The 15,858-nt window shown below is 72.2% G+C and carries 12 protein-coding genes and 3 pseudogenes; 9 read left to right on the top strand and 6 right to left on the bottom strand.

Annotation, left to right across the window (positions count from 1 at the left end; all coding sequences use genetic code 11):
• Positions 1–139: 139 nt before the first annotated feature.
• Together IE145_RS07680 and IE145_RS07675 are read left to right on the top strand one after the other, a co-directional pair.
• Complete coding sequence (locus IE145_RS07680) at positions 140–718, top strand: hypothetical protein (RefSeq protein WP_189520124.1); 579 nt, start codon at positions 140–142, stop codon at positions 716–718.
• Positions 715–1,239: a hypothetical protein gene (locus IE145_RS07675; protein WP_189520123.1), complete on the top strand. Its 525-nt coding sequence runs from the start codon at positions 715–717 to the stop codon at positions 1,237–1,239. The genes IE145_RS07680 and IE145_RS07675 overlap by 4 nt, the downstream gene beginning before the upstream one ends.
• 108 nt (positions 1,240–1,347) lie before the next feature.
• Here the strand turns inward: IE145_RS07675 and IE145_RS07670 are convergent, their stop codons facing one another.
• Positions 1,348–2,145, bottom strand: a complete 798-nt coding sequence (locus IE145_RS07670) for a tyrosine-protein phosphatase (RefSeq protein WP_189520122.1) — start codon at positions 2,143–2,145, stop codon at positions 1,348–1,350.
• A 66-nt stretch (positions 2,146–2,211) separates the two neighbouring features.
• A complete protein-coding gene (locus IE145_RS07665) occupies positions 2,212–2,730 on the bottom strand; it encodes a DUF6325 family protein (RefSeq protein ID WP_189520121.1) in 519 nt (172 codons plus the stop codon).
• A gap of 266 nt (positions 2,731–2,996) precedes the next feature.
• On the opposite strand from IE145_RS07665, the gene IE145_RS07660 reads away from it, so the two are divergent.
• From IE145_RS07660 to IE145_RS07645, 5 genes and pseudogenes are all read left to right on the top strand, one after another.
• Positions 2,997–4,859, top strand: coding sequence for a methylmalonyl-CoA mutase family protein (locus tag IE145_RS07660; protein WP_189520120.1), 1,863 nt, complete (start codon positions 2,997–2,999; stop codon positions 4,857–4,859).
• A complete protein-coding gene (gene scpA / locus IE145_RS07655; protein ID WP_189520119.1) occupies positions 4,859–7,099 on the top strand; it encodes a methylmalonyl-CoA mutase in 2,241 nt (746 codons plus the stop codon). Before IE145_RS07660 ends, scpA begins: the two co-directional genes overlap by 1 nt.
• 12 nt (positions 7,100–7,111) lie before the next feature.
• Positions 7,112–8,116, top strand: a complete 1,005-nt coding sequence (meaB, locus tag IE145_RS07650) for a methylmalonyl Co-A mutase-associated GTPase MeaB (RefSeq protein ID WP_189520118.1) — start codon at positions 7,112–7,114, stop codon at positions 8,114–8,116.
• Positions 8,113–8,355 (top strand): annotated as a pseudogene (locus IE145_RS33345) (AMP-binding protein); the annotation flags it as partial. The gene meaB and the pseudogene IE145_RS33345, both read left to right, overlap by 4 nt.
• Position 8,356: 1 nt before the next feature.
• Positions 8,357–8,464 (top strand): annotated as a pseudogene (locus tag IE145_RS07645) (isochorismatase family protein); the annotation flags it as partial.
• A gap of 98 nt (positions 8,465–8,562) precedes the next feature.
• On the opposite strand, the gene pgm reads toward IE145_RS07645, so the two are convergent.
• On the bottom strand, positions 8,563–10,218 hold the full coding sequence (gene pgm, locus IE145_RS07640; RefSeq protein ID WP_189520117.1) for a phosphoglucomutase (alpha-D-glucose-1,6-bisphosphate-dependent): 1,656 nt from the start codon (positions 10,216–10,218) through the stop codon (positions 8,563–8,565).
• A gap of 214 nt (positions 10,219–10,432) precedes the next feature.
• Complete coding sequence (locus IE145_RS07635) at positions 10,433–11,500, bottom strand: chitinase (protein WP_189520116.1); 1,068 nt, start codon at positions 11,498–11,500, stop codon at positions 10,433–10,435.
• Positions 11,501–11,708: 208 nt separating this feature from the next.
• On the opposite strand from IE145_RS07635, the pseudogene IE145_RS33340 reads away from it, so the two are divergent.
• Positions 11,709–11,888 (top strand): annotated as a pseudogene (locus IE145_RS33340) (ECF transporter S component); the annotation flags it as partial.
• Between the two features lie 189 nt (positions 11,889–12,077).
• Here the strand turns inward: IE145_RS33340 and IE145_RS07630 are convergent.
• Complete coding sequence (locus IE145_RS07630) at positions 12,078–12,521, bottom strand: hypothetical protein (RefSeq protein WP_189520115.1); 444 nt, start codon at positions 12,519–12,521, stop codon at positions 12,078–12,080.
• 282 nt (positions 12,522–12,803) lie between these two features.
• Here IE145_RS07630 and IE145_RS07625 point away from each other — a divergent pair, with 282 nt between their 5' ends.
• Positions 12,804–13,766 (top strand): DUF3048 domain-containing protein, encoded by a 963-nt coding sequence (locus tag IE145_RS07625; protein WP_189520114.1) that lies wholly within the window; start codon positions 12,804–12,806, stop codon positions 13,764–13,766.
• Between the two features lie 67 nt (positions 13,767–13,833).
• On the opposite strand, the gene IE145_RS07620 is transcribed toward IE145_RS07625, so the two are convergent.
• Positions 13,834–15,567 carry a discoidin domain-containing protein gene (locus tag IE145_RS07620; RefSeq protein ID WP_189520113.1) on the bottom strand — a complete coding sequence of 578 codons (1,734 nt, stop codon included), beginning with the start codon at positions 15,565–15,567 and terminating at the stop codon, positions 13,834–13,836.
• Positions 15,568–15,858: the final 291 nt, after the last annotated feature.

Below are 15,858 nucleotides of genomic sequence, written 5' to 3'. Positions count from 1 at the left end.
CCGCCTCGAACGGGGATCGGGGGGTACACGAACTCCTGCACACCGTCCGGCGATTGCCGTCGGGCCCGGACCGAAAGGGGTTGACCACTGTGCGACAGCAGAGCTACGTACCGGCCGATGAACGTTGGGGGCGGTAGCCGTGACGACAGCGATCATCATCATCGCCGTGGTCGCCGTGGCGGCCATCGCCGCGTTCTTCCTGCTCCGTGGGCGTCTCACCGGCGGCCGGGGGCTGCGCGGCCGCTTCGGGCCGGAGTACGACCGGGTGGTCGCCCGGCACGGCGGCGACACCGAGGCGGCCGAGCGGGAGCTCGGTGACCGGGTGAAGCGCCACGGGGCGATCGAGGAGCGCCCGCTGACCGAGGAGGCCCGTGCGCGCTACGCCGCCCGCTGGGCGGGCGCCCAGGAACTGTTCGTCGAGTCGCCGGAGCGCTCGCTCGCCGAGGCCGACGGGCTGCTGGCCGAGCTGTCGCGCGAGCGCGGCTTCCCGGACGGCGACGACTTCGAGGACCGTACGGACGCGATCTCCGTCCACCACGCCGCGCACGTCGACGGCTACCGCCGGGTGCACGGCGCGCGACGCGGCGACGCGGGCACCGAGGAGATGCGTGAGGCCCTCATCGAGGCCCGCAAGCTCTTCGACGCCCTGCTCGCCGGCGGCGGAACGGGGCGTGAGCACGGCAACCGGCATCTGGTGAAGGGACGTGGCACATCATGACGCGGACACCGGACGACAGGACGAGCCCGCCCGCCGCCTCCCGGCTGCCGGAGGGCGCCGGCCCCATCGACACGGGTACCCCCTTCCGCCGCCCGGGCGCGCCCGCCCCGGCCCCGAGGACGGTCACGGGCAAGGAGACGGCCCCGGTCGCGCCTGACCCGGTCGCGCCTGACCCGGTCGCGCCTCATCCGGTCGCGCCTCATCCGGTCGCATCCGCCCCGGGCGAGGGCGGTCCGCATCCCGGGAGGCCGCTGTTCGCCCCCGCGGAGCGGGATGCCTTCGCCGCCCGGATCCAGCAGGCGGTGACCGGGTTCGTGGAGGACCCGCACCGGGCGGTGCGGGACGCCGACGCCACCTTCGAGGAGGTCGTCGCCGACCTCGGCACAGCCCTGGCGGAACGCGGGCGGCGCCTGCGGTCCGGAAAGGACGGGAGCGGTGCGGACTCGGGGGCGGACACGGAGGAACTGCGGATCGCCCTTCAGCACTACCGCGACCTGACGGAGCGCCTCGTACGCCTCTGACAGAGCCTTCGCACCACCGTTGCACCATCGGGTGAGGGGGCCGGTCCGGCCGAGGGATTCTCGGCCGGACCGGCCCCCTCACCCGTGGCGACGCCTCGGTCGTCCGCCTCAGCCGCGGATCACCAGCCCTTCACGCAGCCGGTCCATGACGGCGTCGGGCACGCGCAGGCCGTTGCGGACGTAGCCGTCGAGGCCGCCCCACCGCTCGTCCATGGCGTCGAACGCCACGTCGAGATAGCGCGGGCGGACCTCGATGATCGCCGCGGCGACGGCGGGGTCGCCGCCGCCGTCCAGGAACTTCGTCACCTGCGGGGCGAAGGCGGCCCGCAGGGCGGGGTTGACCGCGAGGAAGTCGGCGCGCACCGTCGCACGGGGCGCTCCCAGGATCATGAGCAGGACGGCCGCCGCCCAGCCGGTACGGTCCTTGCCCGCCGTGCAGTGGAAGAGCAGAGGGCGGGCGGCGGGGTCGGCCGCCGTCTCCAGGAAGGCCCGGTGGGCGGCCGCGGCTCCCGGCGAGAGGACCGCCTTGCGGTAGGTCTCGGCGAAGAGCTCCTCGGCCCGGCCGCCCCCGAGGGTCCGCTCGGCCTCGACCGGGTCGGCGAGCAGGGAGCGCAGCCGGGCGGGCGCCACGCCCGGGTGGTCGCCCAGCACGTCGGCGACGAAGAGCCGGGCCCGGTCCGGCAGCCGGTCCGGGGCCCACTGGCGCTCGTCGGCGGTGCGCAGGTCCACGACGGTGCGGATGCCGAGCGCGGCCACCGCGCGGTCGCGTGCCGGGTCGAGTTCGCTCAGTTGCCCCGAGCGGAACAGGACGCCCTGCCGCACCCGGCGGTCACGCCCGAGGGCGATGCCTCCCAGGTCGCGCAGATTGACGACGGTGGCGGCCGGAACGGTCCGGGCGGTCTGCACGATGCACTGCCTCTTTCCCCGATGAATTCCAGGAATTCCCCATGACCAGGATCAACGCCGTGTGCGTCAGTCGGACAGAAGCCTGGTCTTCTGTTCCACGAACTCGGCGTCCGTGAGGATCTCGCGCTTCCACAGTCCGGTGAGCCGCTCCAGCCGGTCGATGATGTCGTCGCCCGCGGCCTCGTCCGTCTCCGCCGCGCGGGTCCCGAGGCGTTCGTGCGCCACGAACGCGCCACCCGCCTCGCGGGCCGTCCTGGCGAGTTCCGTGGTCCACAGGTCCTCCCGGACGACGAGGGCGACGACATCGCCCGCCGGTACGCCCCGGTCGAGCCGGTCGAGGTCCTCCGCGCTCAGCACCGCCGCCGCCCCGCCCTCGGCCGTATCGGCGGGAATCACCCCCTCGGGGTCCAGTTCCCGCAGGTCCACGGGGGCCGGTGCGCCGCTCCCGGTCCGCCGGACGAAAGCCAGGTCACCGGCGCGTACGGCGCCGGACGACACGGCTTCGGCGAGAGCGGGGGCGACCGTCCCGGAGAAGCGGCTGCCGGGGAAGGCGATGACGAGGTGTTCCACAGGTCCGACGGCCACGGTCGCGTCCTCTCCGTGTCCCGGCGGCCGCGGGGGCACCGGGGTGGATACGGCATTCCAGGGATGGCATAAGAAATCAGGAAACTTCGCACATAATATGCATCAATGCCCTGATTCATCCGATGTCGAGAATCGCCGTGTTGCCCTCGTCCGTCTGCCGATCCGGTTACGCGACCGTATGTAAAGGATCAAGTACATGCCTGAGAGGGCAAGGTCACAGCACGTGCCCCTGCTGCTCCTTCGGCGCACTGGCCTAGCATCTGAGCATGACGGTCCAGCCTGCTGACGGGCTCTCTCCAACCGCCGCGTTCCCCGACCCTTCCCATGACCAGTGGCAGAGCCTCGTCGAAGGCGTACTGCGCAAGTCGGGCAAGGAAGTCGCGGGCTCGGCCGCCGAGGAAGCGCTGTCCACCACACTGGAGGACGGGCTCACCACCCGCCCCCTCTACACCGCGAGCGACGAGTCGCCGGCCACCGGCTTCCCCGGCTTCGCCCCCTTCACCCGGGGCAGCAGGCCCGAGGGGAACGCGGCGGGCGGCTGGGACGTGCGCCAGCGCCATGCCCTCACCGACCCGGCCCGGCTCAACGAGGCACTGCTCGGCGATCTGGAGAACGGGGTCACCTCACTCTGGCTCACGGTGGGCGGCCCGGCGGGCGTCCCCGTCGACGGGCTCGCGCGGGCGCTGGAGGGTGTGTACCTCGATCTCGCGCCCCTCGCGCTCGACGCCCCGGCCGACCTGGACGCCGCCGCCACGGAGTTGCTGCGCCTGTACGAGGAGCGCGGCGTCGCCGGGAGCGAGGCGCGCGGCACGCTGGGCGCCGACCCGCTCGGCCATGAGGCCCGGACGGGCGTGGAGGCGGACTTCGCCCCCGCCGTGCGCTGGGCACAGCGGTGCGACGCGGAGTACCCGGGGCTGCGGGCGATCTCCGTGGACGGGTTGCCGTACCACGAGGCGGGCGGTTCGGCCGGCGAGGAGCTGGGGCTCTCCCTGGCCACCGGCGTCGCCTGTCTGCGGGCCCTGACCGCTGCCGGGATGAGCGTGGAGGCGGCCTGCGGGCAGCTGGAGTTCCGGTACGCGGCCACCGCCGACCAGTTCCTGACCATCGCCAAGCTGCGCGCGGCGCGCCGACTGTGGGCGCGGGTCGCCGAGGCCTCGGGCGCTCCCGCCGCCGGGGCGCAGCGGCAGCACGCCGTCACCTCGCCGGTGATGATGACGCGCCGCGACCCCTGGGTGAACATGCTGCGCACCACGCTCGCCACGCTGGGCGCGGGGGTGGGCGGCGCGGACTCCGTGACCGTGCTGCCGTTCGATCACGCGCTGGGCCTGCCGGACGTGTTCGCGCGCCGGATCGCCCGTAACACCTCGACGATCCTGATGGAGGAGTCGCATCTGGCGCGGGTCATCGACCCGGCGGGCGGCTCCTGGTACGTGGAGCGGCTCACCGACGAACTGGCCGTGGCCGCCTGGGCCTTCTTCCAGGAGATCGAGCGGGCGGGTGGCCTGCCCGCCGCCCTGCGCTCGGGAATGGTCGCGGAGCGGCTGGCCGCCACCTGGGCGGCGCGGAGCGCGAAGCTGGCGCGTCGCAAGGAGCCGATCACCGGGGTCAGCGAGTTCCCGATGCCCGGTGAGCGCCCGGTGGAGCGCGAGCCCGCCCCCGACGCGTACGCCGGTGCTCCGGGCGGTCTGCCCCGGGTCCGGCGGGACGAGGCGTTCGAGGCGCTGCGCGCCCGGTCGGACGCGCACCTCGCGGCGACGGGAAGCCGCCCGAAGGTGTTCGTCGCGGCGCTCGGCCCGGCCGCCGCGCACACGGCCCGGGTCTCCTTCGCCGTCAACCTCTTCGGGGCGGGTGGCATCGAGGCGGTGCACGATCCGGTCTCGGTGGACGCGGACACGGCCGCCGGTGCGCTGGCCGCCTCCGGGGCGTCGGTCGCGGTGCTCTGCTCGTCGGACGCGCTCTACGCCGAGCAGGCGGAGCAGGTGGCCGGGGCGCTGAAGTCGGCCGGCGCCTCGCGGGTGTTCCTGGCGGGGCGCCCCGGCGAGTACGCCGATGTCGACGCCTATGTCTTCGCGGGCTGCGACGCGGTCGCCGTTCTCACCTCCGTTCTCGATCGCATGGGAGTGGCGTGATGCCGACCTCGCCCACGGACCGTAACTCCTCCGTTCCCGACTTCTCCGACGTGCCGCTCACGCCTCCCGCGTCCGCCGGCTCGCCCGCTTCCGCCGTTTCGGCCGGGGAGTGGCAGGCGGCGGTGACCAAGGCGGCCGACGGCGCCGAGGCCCCGCTCTGGGAGACGCCCGAGGGGATCACGGTCAAGCCGCTCTACACCGGTGAGGACCTGGAGGGCCTAGACGCGCTGCACAGCTACCCGGGCATCGCCCCGTATCTGCGCGGCCCCTACCCGACGATGTACGTCAACCAGCCCTGGACGATCCGGCAGTACGCCGGTTTCTCCACGGCCGAGGAGTCCAACGCCTTCTACCGGCGCAACCTCGCGGCCGGGCAGAAGGGTCTGTCGGTCGCCTTCGACCTGCCGACCCACCGCGGCTACGACAGCGACCACCCGCGCGTGACCGGTGACGTCGGTATGGCCGGTGTGGCCATCGACTCGATCTACGACATGCGCCAGTTGTTCGACGGTATTCCGCTGGACCGGATGTCCGTGTCGATGACGATGAACGGCGCGGTGCTTCCCGTACTGGCGCTGTACATCGTGGCCGCCGAGGAGCAGGGCGTACCGCCCGAGAAGTTGGCCGGGACCATTCAGAACGACATTCTGAAGGAGTTCATGGTCCGCAACACCTATATCTATCCGCCGTCGCCCTCGATGCGGATCATCTCCGACATCTTCGCGTTCACCTCGCAGAAGATGCCGCGCTACAACTCCATCTCGATCTCCGGCTATCACATCCAGGAGGCCGGGGCGACGGCCGATCTGGAGCTGGCGTACACGCTCGCCGACGGTGTGGAGTATCTGCGCGCCGGGCAGGAAGCGGGCCTGGACGTCGACGCGTTCGCGCCGCGTCTGTCGTTCTTCTGGGCGATCGGGATGAACTTCTTCATGGAGGTCGCCAAGCTGCGGGCGGCCCGGCTCCTGTGGGCGCGCCTGGTCAAGCAGTTCGACCCGAAGAACCCCAAGTCGCTTTCCCTGCGCACGCATTCGCAGACCTCGGGCTGGTCGCTCACCGCGCAGGACGTGTTCAACAACGTGACGCGTACGTGTGTGGAGGCGATGGCCGCGACGCAGGGCCACACCCAGTCGCTGCACACCAACGCGCTGGACGAGGCGCTGGCGCTGCCCACCGACTTCTCGGCGCGGATCGCCCGCAACACCCAGCTCCTGCTCCAGCAGGAGTCGGGCACCTGCCGGGTCATCGACCCGTGGGGCGGCAGCGCGTACGTGGAGAAGCTGACGCGGGACCTCGCGGACCGGGCCTGGCAGCACATCGAGGAGGTCGAGGCCGCCGGCGGGATGGCGAAGGCCATCGACGCGGGCATCCCGAAGCTCCGCGTGGAGGAAGCCGCGGCGCGCACGCAGGCGCGGATCGACTCCGGGCGGCAGCCGGTGATCGGCGTGAACAAGTACCGGGTGGAGACCGACGAGCAGATCGACGTGCTCAAGGTCGACAACTCCTCGGTGCGCACCCAGCAGATCGAGAAGCTGCGCCGGCTGCGCGAGGAGCGCGACGAGGCGAGGTGCCAGGAGGCGCTGCGGGCGCTGACGGCGGCCGCCGAGCGCGACCCGGGCCCGGGCCTGGAGGGCAACCTGCTGGCGCTGGCGGTCGACGCGGCGCGCGCGATGGCCACGGTCGGGGAGATCTCGGACGCGCTGGAGAAGGTGTACGGCAGGCACGCGGGGCAGATCCGTACGATCTCCGGTGTGTACCGCAAAGAGGCAGGAGAGTCCCCTTCCGTGGACCGGACCCGTGCGCTGGTCGACGCGTTCGAGGAGGCGGAGGGCCGCCGGCCGCGCATCCTGGTCGCCAAGATGGGCCAGGACGGCCACGACCGGGGCCAGAAGGTGATCGCCACGGCCTTCGCCGACCTGGGCTTCGACGTGGACGTCGGCCCGCTGTTCCAGACGCCGGGCGAGGTGGCGCGGCAGGCCGTCGAGGCCGACGTGCACATCGTGGGCGTCTCCTCGCTGGCGGCGGGTCATCTGACGCTGGTGCCCGCGCTGCGCGAGGAGCTGGCCGCCGAGGGCCGCGAGGACATCATGATCGTGGTGGGCGGTGTCATTCCGCCGCAGGACATCGAGGCCCTGCACGAGGCGGGCGCCGCCTCGGTCTTCCCGCCGGGGACGGTGATCCCGGACGCGGCCCACGACCTGGTGACGCGGCTCGGCGCCGCGCTCGGCCACGAGCTGTGAGCCGCTGACCGGATGGCTGCGAAGATCGACATCGACGCTTATGTGCAGGGAGTGCTCGACGGGAAGCGGGCGTTCGTGGCGCGCGCGATCACGCTCGTCGAGTCGACGAAGGCCGAACACCGGGTGCTGGCACAGCAGTTGCTGAGCCGACTGCTGCCGCACGCGGGGGCGGCCCGGCGGATCGGGATCAGCGGGGTGCCGGGCGTGGGCAAGTCCACGTTCATCGACGCGCTCGGCACGATGCTCACCGGGCTCGGCCACCGGGTGGCGGTGCTGGCGGTCGACCCGTCCTCCAGCCGTACCGGCGGTTCCATCCTGGGCGACAAGACCCGGATGGAGCGGCTCGCGGTGGACCCGGCCGCCTTCGTCCGCCCCTCCCCCACGGCGGGCACGCTGGGCGGGGTGGCCAAGGCGACCCGGGAGTCCATCGTGGTGATGGAGGCGGCGGGGTACGACGTGGTGCTGGTGGAGACGGTGGGCGTCGGGCAGTCGGAGACGGCGGTGGCCAACATGGTCGACACGTTTCTCCTGCTGACCCTGGCCCGTACCGGCGACCAGTTGCAGGGCATCAAGAAGGGCGTCCTGGAGCTGGCCGACGCCATCGCGGTGAACAAGGCCGACGGCCCGCACGAACGTGACGCCCGCTCGGCGGCCCGCGAACTGGCGGGCGCGCTGCGGCTGATGCATCCGGCGGACGCGGCCTGGACTCCCCCGGTGCTCACGTGCAGCGCGCGCGAGTCGACCGGGCTCGACACGCTGTGGGACCGCCTGGAGCAGCACCGTACGGTCCTGGAGTCCACCGGGCGGCTGGCGGCCAAGCGCCGTGACCAGCAGGTGGACTGGACCTGGGCCATGGTCCGGGACGAGCTGCTGGACAGCCTGTACGGCCACCCGGCGGTGCGCGAGCTCGCACCGGAGCTCGAACAGCGGGTCCGGGAGGGGACGTTGACGGCGACGCTGGCCGCCGAGGAGATCCTCGGCGCGTTCCGGGGCGGCGGGTCGGGCACGTCCGCCTGAAGGCGTCCGCCACCTGGCCCGCCGAGTTCGCCGAGAGGTAACGGGCGGCGGGCCGGTGGCGCGGGGGGACCTCGGCAAGATGCCGCGGCAGCGCGCCGAGGAACATCCGGACCGGGTCGCGGTCGTCGACCCGGTGGCGGGCAGCCGGTGGACGTACGCCGATCTCGACCCGCCGCCGACCGGCCGGCGGCGGGCTTCCTCTCCTGGGCATCGTCAAGGCCGACAAGGTGGTGGTGCGTCCACATCGGCGTGCTGATGACCGCGTGCGACGCCTGGAGCCGGGACATCCAGGCGTTCGTGGTGGCCGACGCGGTGGCGGACTTCTCGGCCGAGGATCATGCGACGGCGCAAGATCCGGCGTACGCCCGCCCACGCGGCCTTCCTGCGCCAGGTGCGGCCGACGGGGCCGGGCGCCCGAGTCCCGCCCCCCGCCTCCGGTCGACCACTCAGGTCGATTCCTGGGAGCCGCCCAGCGCTTCGGTGACCAGTGCCCGGGCCTCCTCCTGGACCTGGGCGAGGTGGCCGGGGCCGTGGAAGCTCTCCGCGTACACCTTGTAGACGTCCTCGGTGCCCGAGGGGCGGGCGGCGAACCAGGCGCTGTCGGTGCAGACCTTGAGGCCGCCGATCGGGGCTCCGTTGCCGGGGGCCTCGGTGAGGACCGCGGTGACGGGTTCCCCGGCCAGGGTGTCGGCCTTGACCTGCTGCGGGGAGAGCTTCGCCAGGACGGCCTTCTCCTCGCGGGTGGCGGGGGCGTCGATACGGGCGTACGCCGGGTCGCCGAACCGGTCGGTGAGGCGGGCGTAGTGCTCGGAGGGGGAGGCGCCGGTGACAGCGGTGATCTCGGAGGCGAGGAGGGCCAGCAGGATGCCGTCCTTGTCCGTGGTCCAGACCCGGCCGTCGCGGCGCAGGAAGGAGGCCCCGGCGGACTCCTCGCCGCCGAAGCCGAGGCTGCCGTCGTAGAGGCCGTCGACGAACCACTTGAAGCCGACCGGGACCTCCACCAGGGTCCGGCCGAGGTCGTGGGCGACCCGGTCGATCATGGACGAGGAGACCAGGGTCTTGCCGATGCCGGTCCCGGCGGCCCACGCGTCGCGGTGGGTGCCGAGGTAGTCGATGGCGACGGCGAGGTAGTGGTTGGGGTTCATCAGCCCGCCGTCGGGGGTGACGATGCCGTGCCGGTCGGCGTCCGCGTCGTTGCCGGTGGCGATGGCGTACGCGTCGCGCCGCTCGATGAGCGAGGCCATGGCGTGCGGCGACGAGCAGTCCATGCGGATCTTGCCGTCCCAGTCCAGCGTCATGAACCGCCAGGTGGGATCGGCGAGGGGGTTGACGACGGTGAGGTCGATCCCGTGGCGTTCGGCGATCCGCCCCCAGTAAGCCACGGACGCGCCGCCGAGCGGGTCGGCCCCGATGCGGATGCCCGCGTCCCGTACGGCGTCGAGGTCGAGGACGGACGGCAGGTCGTCGACGTACGCGGTCAAAAAGTCGTACCGACGGGTGGTGTCGGCCGCCAGGGCACGGGCGTACGGGATCCGGCGGACCTCCCCGAGTCCGGCCTCGATGAGGGTGTTCGCCCGGTCCTGGATCCAGGAGGTGGCGTCGGAGGCCGCCGGTCCCCCGTTCGGCGGGTTGTACTTGAAGCCGCCGTCGGCGGGCGGGTTGTGCGACGGGGTGACCACGATGCCGTCGGCCAGGTGCTCGGTGCGCCCCTGGTTGTAGGTGAGGATGGCGTGCGAGACGGCGGGGGTGGGCGTGTAGCCGTCCTCGCTGTCGATGAGGACGGTGGCCCCGTTGGCGGCGAGCACCTCCAGGGCGGTGACCCGGGCGGGTTCGGAGAGCGCGTGGGTGTCCGCGCCGAGGAACAGGGGCCCGTCGGTGCCCTGGCGGGCGCGGTAGTCGCAGATCGCCTGGGTGGTGGCGGCGATGTGGTCCTCGTTGAACGCGGCGGCGAACGCGGAACCCCGGTGGCCGGAGGTGCCGAAGGCGACGCGCTGGGCGGGGTCGGCCGGGTCGGGGTGGAGGGCGTAGTAGGCCGTCACCAGCCGTGCCACGTCGACCAGGTCTGCGGACTGTGCCGGGTGACCGGCCCGTTCGTGCACCATCGGGGCTCCTCGTACGTCTGCGTCGTCGGCCGGCCCGCGGGGAGACGGGCCCGTCGCACCGGGAAACGATCACCCCGGTCCGTACCCGATTCTGCTCTCTCGACCGCCCCGGCGTGCGACCGGTTCACGCCTTCCTCGTGTCGCCCCCGGCCGGAACGGTGCCGCGCCCCCGGTCATCGGCGGACCGGGGGCGCGGAGAACGCGTGGGCAGGGGTCAACGGCCCTGGAGGGCCTTCACGTTGTCGCCGAAGGTCCAGCCCTTGGAGCCGTCCCAGTTCAGCGACCAGGTCATCAGCCCCTTGAGTGAACCGTTGTAGTGGTTCCAGGCCTGCGCGACGAGTCCGGTTGACATGTGGCCGCCGCCGGCGCCCGGCTGGGCGGGCAGGCCCGGGACCTGCTTGTCGTAGGGCACCTTGATCGTGGTGCCCTGGATGACGAGTCCGTTGTTCAGGCAGTCGGTCTGGGCGGTGAAGCCCGCGACGGTGCCGGCGGAGTAGGAGTCGCCGGCGCAGCCGTACATGCTGCCGTTGTAGTACTGCATGTTCAGCCACCACAGGCGGCCGTTGTCGGCGTACTTCTTGATGACCGGGAGGTACGCGCCCCAGATCGATCCGTAGACGACACTGCCGCCGGTGACGTACGCCGTCTCGGGGGCCATGGTGAGGCCGAAGTTCGACGGCATGGCGGCGAGGACGCCGTCGATGATGCGTATGAGGTTGGACTGCGAGGGCGACAGCTGGTTGATGTTGCCGCTGCCGACGAGCCCGGTCTCGATGTCGATGTCGATGCCGTCGAAGTTGTACTTCTTCAGGATCGGGACGATCGTCTCGACGAACCTGTCGGCCACCGCGCTGGAACTGAGGTCGATCCCGGCCGTGGCTCCGCCGATCGACATGAGGAGGGTCAGGCCGGAAGCCTTGGCCTGGCACATCTCGGCGGGGGTGGCGACTTTGACGGTGCGGTCCATGCCGTCCTCCCAGAGGACGGTGCCGTCGGAGCGGATGACGGGGAAGGCCGCGTTGACGACGTTGTAGCCGTGCCGGGTGATGCGGGAGTCGGTGATCGGGATCCAGCCGAGCGGCGGGTGCACGCCGTTGGCCGCACCGTCCCAGTTCTCCCAGTACCCCTGGAGCACCTTGCCGGTGGGCTTCGACTGGACCGCGCAGGTCTCGGCGGCGGTCCCGGTCCTCTCCGCGGCCTTCGGCGGTGCGGCCGCGACCAGCATCGGCGCGACGAGCGCCGCGGCCAGGCCGAGGCCCAGCAGTCGTGATGTACGCCCCATGATCCGGTTGTCCTTCCTGCCCGGGTCCGCCGCCGCCGTGCGAAAGGTTCGCCCGACCCGCCCTATGTCGTGACCCCGTCAAAACGTAGAATGGTCCAGACCTTCGGTCAAGAGGTCTGGACCAGATGGCCCGTCAGGAGCCCTCCACCGGGTGCCTCCCGACCGACACCGTGGCGGGGTGGGCGGCGGCGCAGTCGACCGCTTTGGGCAGCGCTACCCGGCGTTCGGCGTGGCGATGCCCCTCGACCGGGACACCGGACGGGCCGTCACGGACTTCGTCCGCGTGAGGACGGCGGGTCCCGCCGTCCTCACGACGTTCCGCCGCGCCGCACGCAAGGCGCTCTGCCGGGCGCTGGTGCGGTTCGCGGGGCGGGGGTCGGGGGCTGACGTGCCCACCGCACGGTCAGGGGCGGGATCTCGTCGGGCGCGATCCACTCCCCCACGGGCTCGGCCGGCTGCACGTGGAAGGTGGTGCCGCCGTGGATCGCGGCCGCCTGCACGAGCGGGCCGTGGCTCGTGCCCGAGACGTCGTTGCGCGACTCGGTGTGCCGGGGGCCGTCGCCGGGACTCGGGCTCGTCACGCGGTGCCCGGACCCCGCCGGGGCGTGGAGGATACGCCGTCGTTGACCCACTGCGCCATGATCACCGGGGCGTTGTAGTGACCGCCGCTGATCGTGTTGTGGTTGATCGCCACGGTGGGACCGGCGGCCTGCTGGGGCGCCAGGTCGTCGAGGATGGCGCGCAGCTCCTGCTCGGCCTCGGGGTTGTCGCGCAGAGCCCGCCGGATCCTGATCCGCCACTCGGCCGCGACATCCCGGGCCCCGTCCTCGTCGCCGTCCCGGTGGGCGGCGATCAGCGCCTCGCGGGACTCCTCCAGCTCGGCGTCGATCACGTCGTCCCTCTCGCCCCGGCCCAGGAACCGGGCCAGCCGCCCGCGCGCCTGTGTCCAGGCCTCCGTCGCCATCAGCCCCACGAACGTCGTCGCACCCGATGCCGCCAGTGCCGTCAACTCGGCTTCCACCGATCCCCCTCCGCCTCGCCTGTTCACCTCGTGCGGGTATGCGAACCCGTCACTGGTGCAACCGTAGAGAGCGAAGAGCGCCTTCGGAAGGCGCATCGGGGGCGCGGCGCAGAGCAGTTCCAGCCATGTCAGAACCGCCCGTGTCAGGGCCGTCCGGGTCCGGCGCGGCCTCCCGCGCGAGCACGGGCGCACCCGACCCGTGATGGTGGATGATGGACGAGGGGCCGCGACACGGCGATGTTCCGCCGAACCGCCGGCCGGCGCCCCGGAAGGGCGGCCGCCATGTCCGCAGCCGGAGTGACGCGCGGAGTGAGGAACCGGGTCGCGGCGCTGTTCGCCGTGCTGGTGCTGGCCGTGACCTCCGCGTGCACGGGCGGGGACGGTTCGTCGCCCTCCTCCACGAGCCCGTCCCCCCGTACCGGCGGAGCCACCCACGTACTCGCCGTGAAGATCGACAACGTGGCGCCCGCACGCCCCCACACCGGGCTGGAGGAGGCCGACATCGTCTACGTCGAGCAGGTGGAGGCGGGGCTCAGCCGGATTCTCGCCGTGTACTCCTCCGACCTGCCGCCGGTCATCGGCCCGGTGCGCAGCGCGCGGGAGACCGATCTGGAGCTGCTGCGGCAGTTCGACCGGCCGACGCTCGCCTTCTCGGGGGCGCAGGGCCGGCTGCTGCCGGTCATCGAGCGCGCACCGGTCGATGCCGTACCGCCCTCGAAGGCGCCCGGGGCGTACTTCCGGGGTCCGGACCGGCCCGCGCCGCACAACCTGTATCTGCGGCCCGAGCGGATCCCGTTCACGGCCTCCGGGGTGGATGCGGTGGCGGAGCTCGGGCTCCGGGTCGGTGCGGCGCCGCCCGGTGGGGAGCCGGAGGACAGCCGCACGGTCCGCTATCCGTCCGCGTCGGTGACGTTCGCCTGGTCAGCCGAGGGCGGGCGGTGGCTCGTCTCGCTGGACGGCGCCCCTGCCCGGACGGCTGAGGGCGAACGGGTCGGGGCCGGTACGGTCGTCGTCCAGGACGTGGACGTACGGGAGTCGGATTTCCGCGACCGGTCGGGGAACAACACGCCGTTCACCGAGACCGTGGGGTCGGGGGACGCGGTCGTCCTGCGGGACGGCCGGGCGTACGAGGCGCGGTGGGCCCGGAGCTCCGCGGATGCGGACACGGTGTTCAGCACCCCCGACGGGCGGCGCGTCGACCTCGCCGAGGGACCGCTGTGGATCCTGTACACGCCGCGCGGCTGAAGCACGTGAGAGGGCGTCCGGACGGTCGGAGAACCGCACCGTCCGGACGCCGGGGCCCGCGGGGTTCCTACTGCCAGACCTTGACGTAGTCGATGCTCATCTTCTGCGGGAAGCGGGTGGTGGCGTCGGGCGGGCCCGGCCAGTCGCCGCCGACCGCGTTGTTGAGGATGAGGAAGAAGTCGTGGTCGAACACCCAGGGTCCGCGGGTGCTCTCCAGCTCCTCCCTGTCCACCGTGTGCGTGACGTTGCCGTCGACCCGGAACGTCATGCCCTCGCTGTTCCAGTCCACCGCGAAGGTGTGGAAGTCGTCGGCGAAGTTCGCGCCGCCCGGCAGGGAGTACGGGGCTCCGTAGCCGGCCGCACCGTTGTACGCGGGTGCGTGCAGGGTGGAGTACGTGGTGTTCGGCTCCTTGCCGACGTGCTCCATGATGTCGATCTCACCGGTGTACGGCCACGGGCGCCCCTGGTCGAAGTAGTCCGCGCCCAGCATCCAGAACGCGGGCCAGAGCCCCTGCGTGCCGGAGACCTTGATGCGGGCCTCGACCCGGCCGTAGGTGAACTGGAACTTTCCGTAGGTGTTGAGCCGCGCCGAGGTGTACTGGCACGTGGTGCTGCCGCTCAGCGGGTCGGGCGGGCAGGCCGAACCGGGGGTCTCCTCGCGGCGGGCCTCCAGGACGAGGCTGCCGTTGCCGTCCTGCGCGGCGTTCTTGTTGTTCGTGTAGTACTCCAGCTCGTTGTTGGGACCGGTGCCCGTCTCCGGAACCCACTTGGCCGGGTCGGGCGCCGTTCCGGCGGGGCCGTTGAACTCGTCGCTGAACACCAGCCGGTCGTACGTGGGATCGGCGGGCAGCGGCGGTGCGGGGACCGGGGCCCCGCCGGTGCCCCAGACCTGGAACTCCCAGAGCGAGTAACCGTACTCACCGCTGCGCTGGGTGGCGTACAGGCGTACGTGCCGGCCGGTGCCGCTGACGTTCAGCGTCTCCTTGAAGCCGGTGCCGGTGGTGGTCTCGTGGATCACCGTCCAGTCGGTCCCGTTGTCGGAGACCTCGATGCGGTAGGCCCTGGCGTACGCCGGGTCCCACTGGAGGACCACCCGGTCGATCTCCGCGCGAGCGCCGAGATCGACGGCGATCCAGCCCGGGTCGGTCCAGCCGCCCTCGGGGCTGGTGGCCCAGCGGCTGGCGGGGTCGCGGTCGAACGCCTTCTCCGGGGAGCACTCCCAGCAGGTGCCGTCGTGCTGGGAGGTTGAGGCGGAACCGGTCTTGCCGTAGGAGAGGAGGACGTCGTCGCCGGGGGCGGTGCCGCCCGTGGTGGTGTAGATCTGGAACTCGTGGAGGGAGTAGCCCCAGGGGGTGGCGCGCTCCGTGCCGTGCATCCGGACGTAGCGGCCGGTCCCGGAGACCGTCAGGGTCTCGACGCCTCCGGGGCCGGTGGTGGTGGAGTGGATGGTCCGCCAGTCGGTCCCGTTGTCCGAGACCTCCAGGCGGTACCCCTTCGCGTACGCGGCCTCCCAGTTGAGGACGACCTGTCCGATCGACGTGCTCGCGCCGAGGTCGACCCGGATCCACTCGTCGTCGGTGAAGGCGCTGGACCAGCGGGTGGAGGTGTCGCCGTCGACGGCGGACGGGGCCGTGAAGAGGGCTTCCGTGCTGGAGGCGGTGGCCGGCTTTCCCTGGGAGACGAGACGGGCCGCGGCGGCCGCACGTTCCGGGGCGAGGGCCACCGAGAGGGTGAACAGGAGGGCCACGGCGGCCATGACCGCCAGGGCACCGCGCAACCGTGGTGTTCCACGGGCTTCCATGCGAACTCCTTGCTCTGTGAGGGGATGAAGCCGAGAGAGCGCTCCCCTGAACGGGGAGCGTGGCCGCAGCAGAGTGAACCGTCAAGAGTTCTGGCCGAGTTGATTCCAGGCGCGCCGGAGATGACGCCCGGCCAGGCGCACTGATGGCCGGTCAACCGCCGCCGAGCATTCAGGAGATGAAGCATCTGCCCCACCGGAGGAGCCGGGCGCCAACTCTGTGCACAACTCTTGACGTGACGGAAACACGGGAGAATCATTCGGCACCGAGAGAGCGCTCTCTCCCTGGGGAGC

The sequence above is a fragment of the Streptomyces sindenensis genome, assembly GCF_014649035.1.
Lineage (GTDB): Bacteria > Actinomycetota > Actinomycetes > Streptomycetales > Streptomycetaceae > Streptomyces > Streptomyces sindenensis.
This window is presented reverse-complemented; position numbering and strand designations above follow the sequence as displayed.

What these genes read in the sequence shown, in the direction of transcription:
- IE145_RS07675 (WP_189520123.1), top strand. Translation starts at nt 715, where the DNA reads ATGACGCGGACACCGGACGACAGGACGAGCCCGCCCGCCGCCTCCCGG.
- IE145_RS07660 (WP_189520120.1), top strand. Translation starts at nt 2,997, where the DNA reads ATGACGGTCCAGCCTGCTGACGGGCTCTCTCCAACCGCCGCGTTCCCC.
- scpA (WP_189520119.1), top strand. Translation starts at nt 4,859, where the DNA reads ATGCCGACCTCGCCCACGGACCGTAACTCCTCCGTTCCCGACTTCTCC.
- meaB (WP_189520118.1), top strand. Translation starts at nt 7,112, where the DNA reads ATGGCTGCGAAGATCGACATCGACGCTTATGTGCAGGGAGTGCTCGAC.
- pgm (WP_189520117.1), bottom strand. Translation starts at nt 10,218, where the DNA reads ATGGTGCACGAACGGGCCGGTCACCCGGCACAGTCCGCAGACCTGGTC.
- IE145_RS07635 (WP_189520116.1), bottom strand. Translation starts at nt 11,500, where the DNA reads ATGGGGCGTACATCACGACTGCTGGGCCTCGGCCTGGCCGCGGCGCTC.
- IE145_RS07625 (WP_189520114.1), top strand. Translation starts at nt 12,804, where the DNA reads ATGTCCGCAGCCGGAGTGACGCGCGGAGTGAGGAACCGGGTCGCGGCG.
- IE145_RS07620 (WP_189520113.1), bottom strand. Translation starts at nt 15,567, where the DNA reads ATGGAAGCCCGTGGAACACCACGGTTGCGCGGTGCCCTGGCGGTCATG.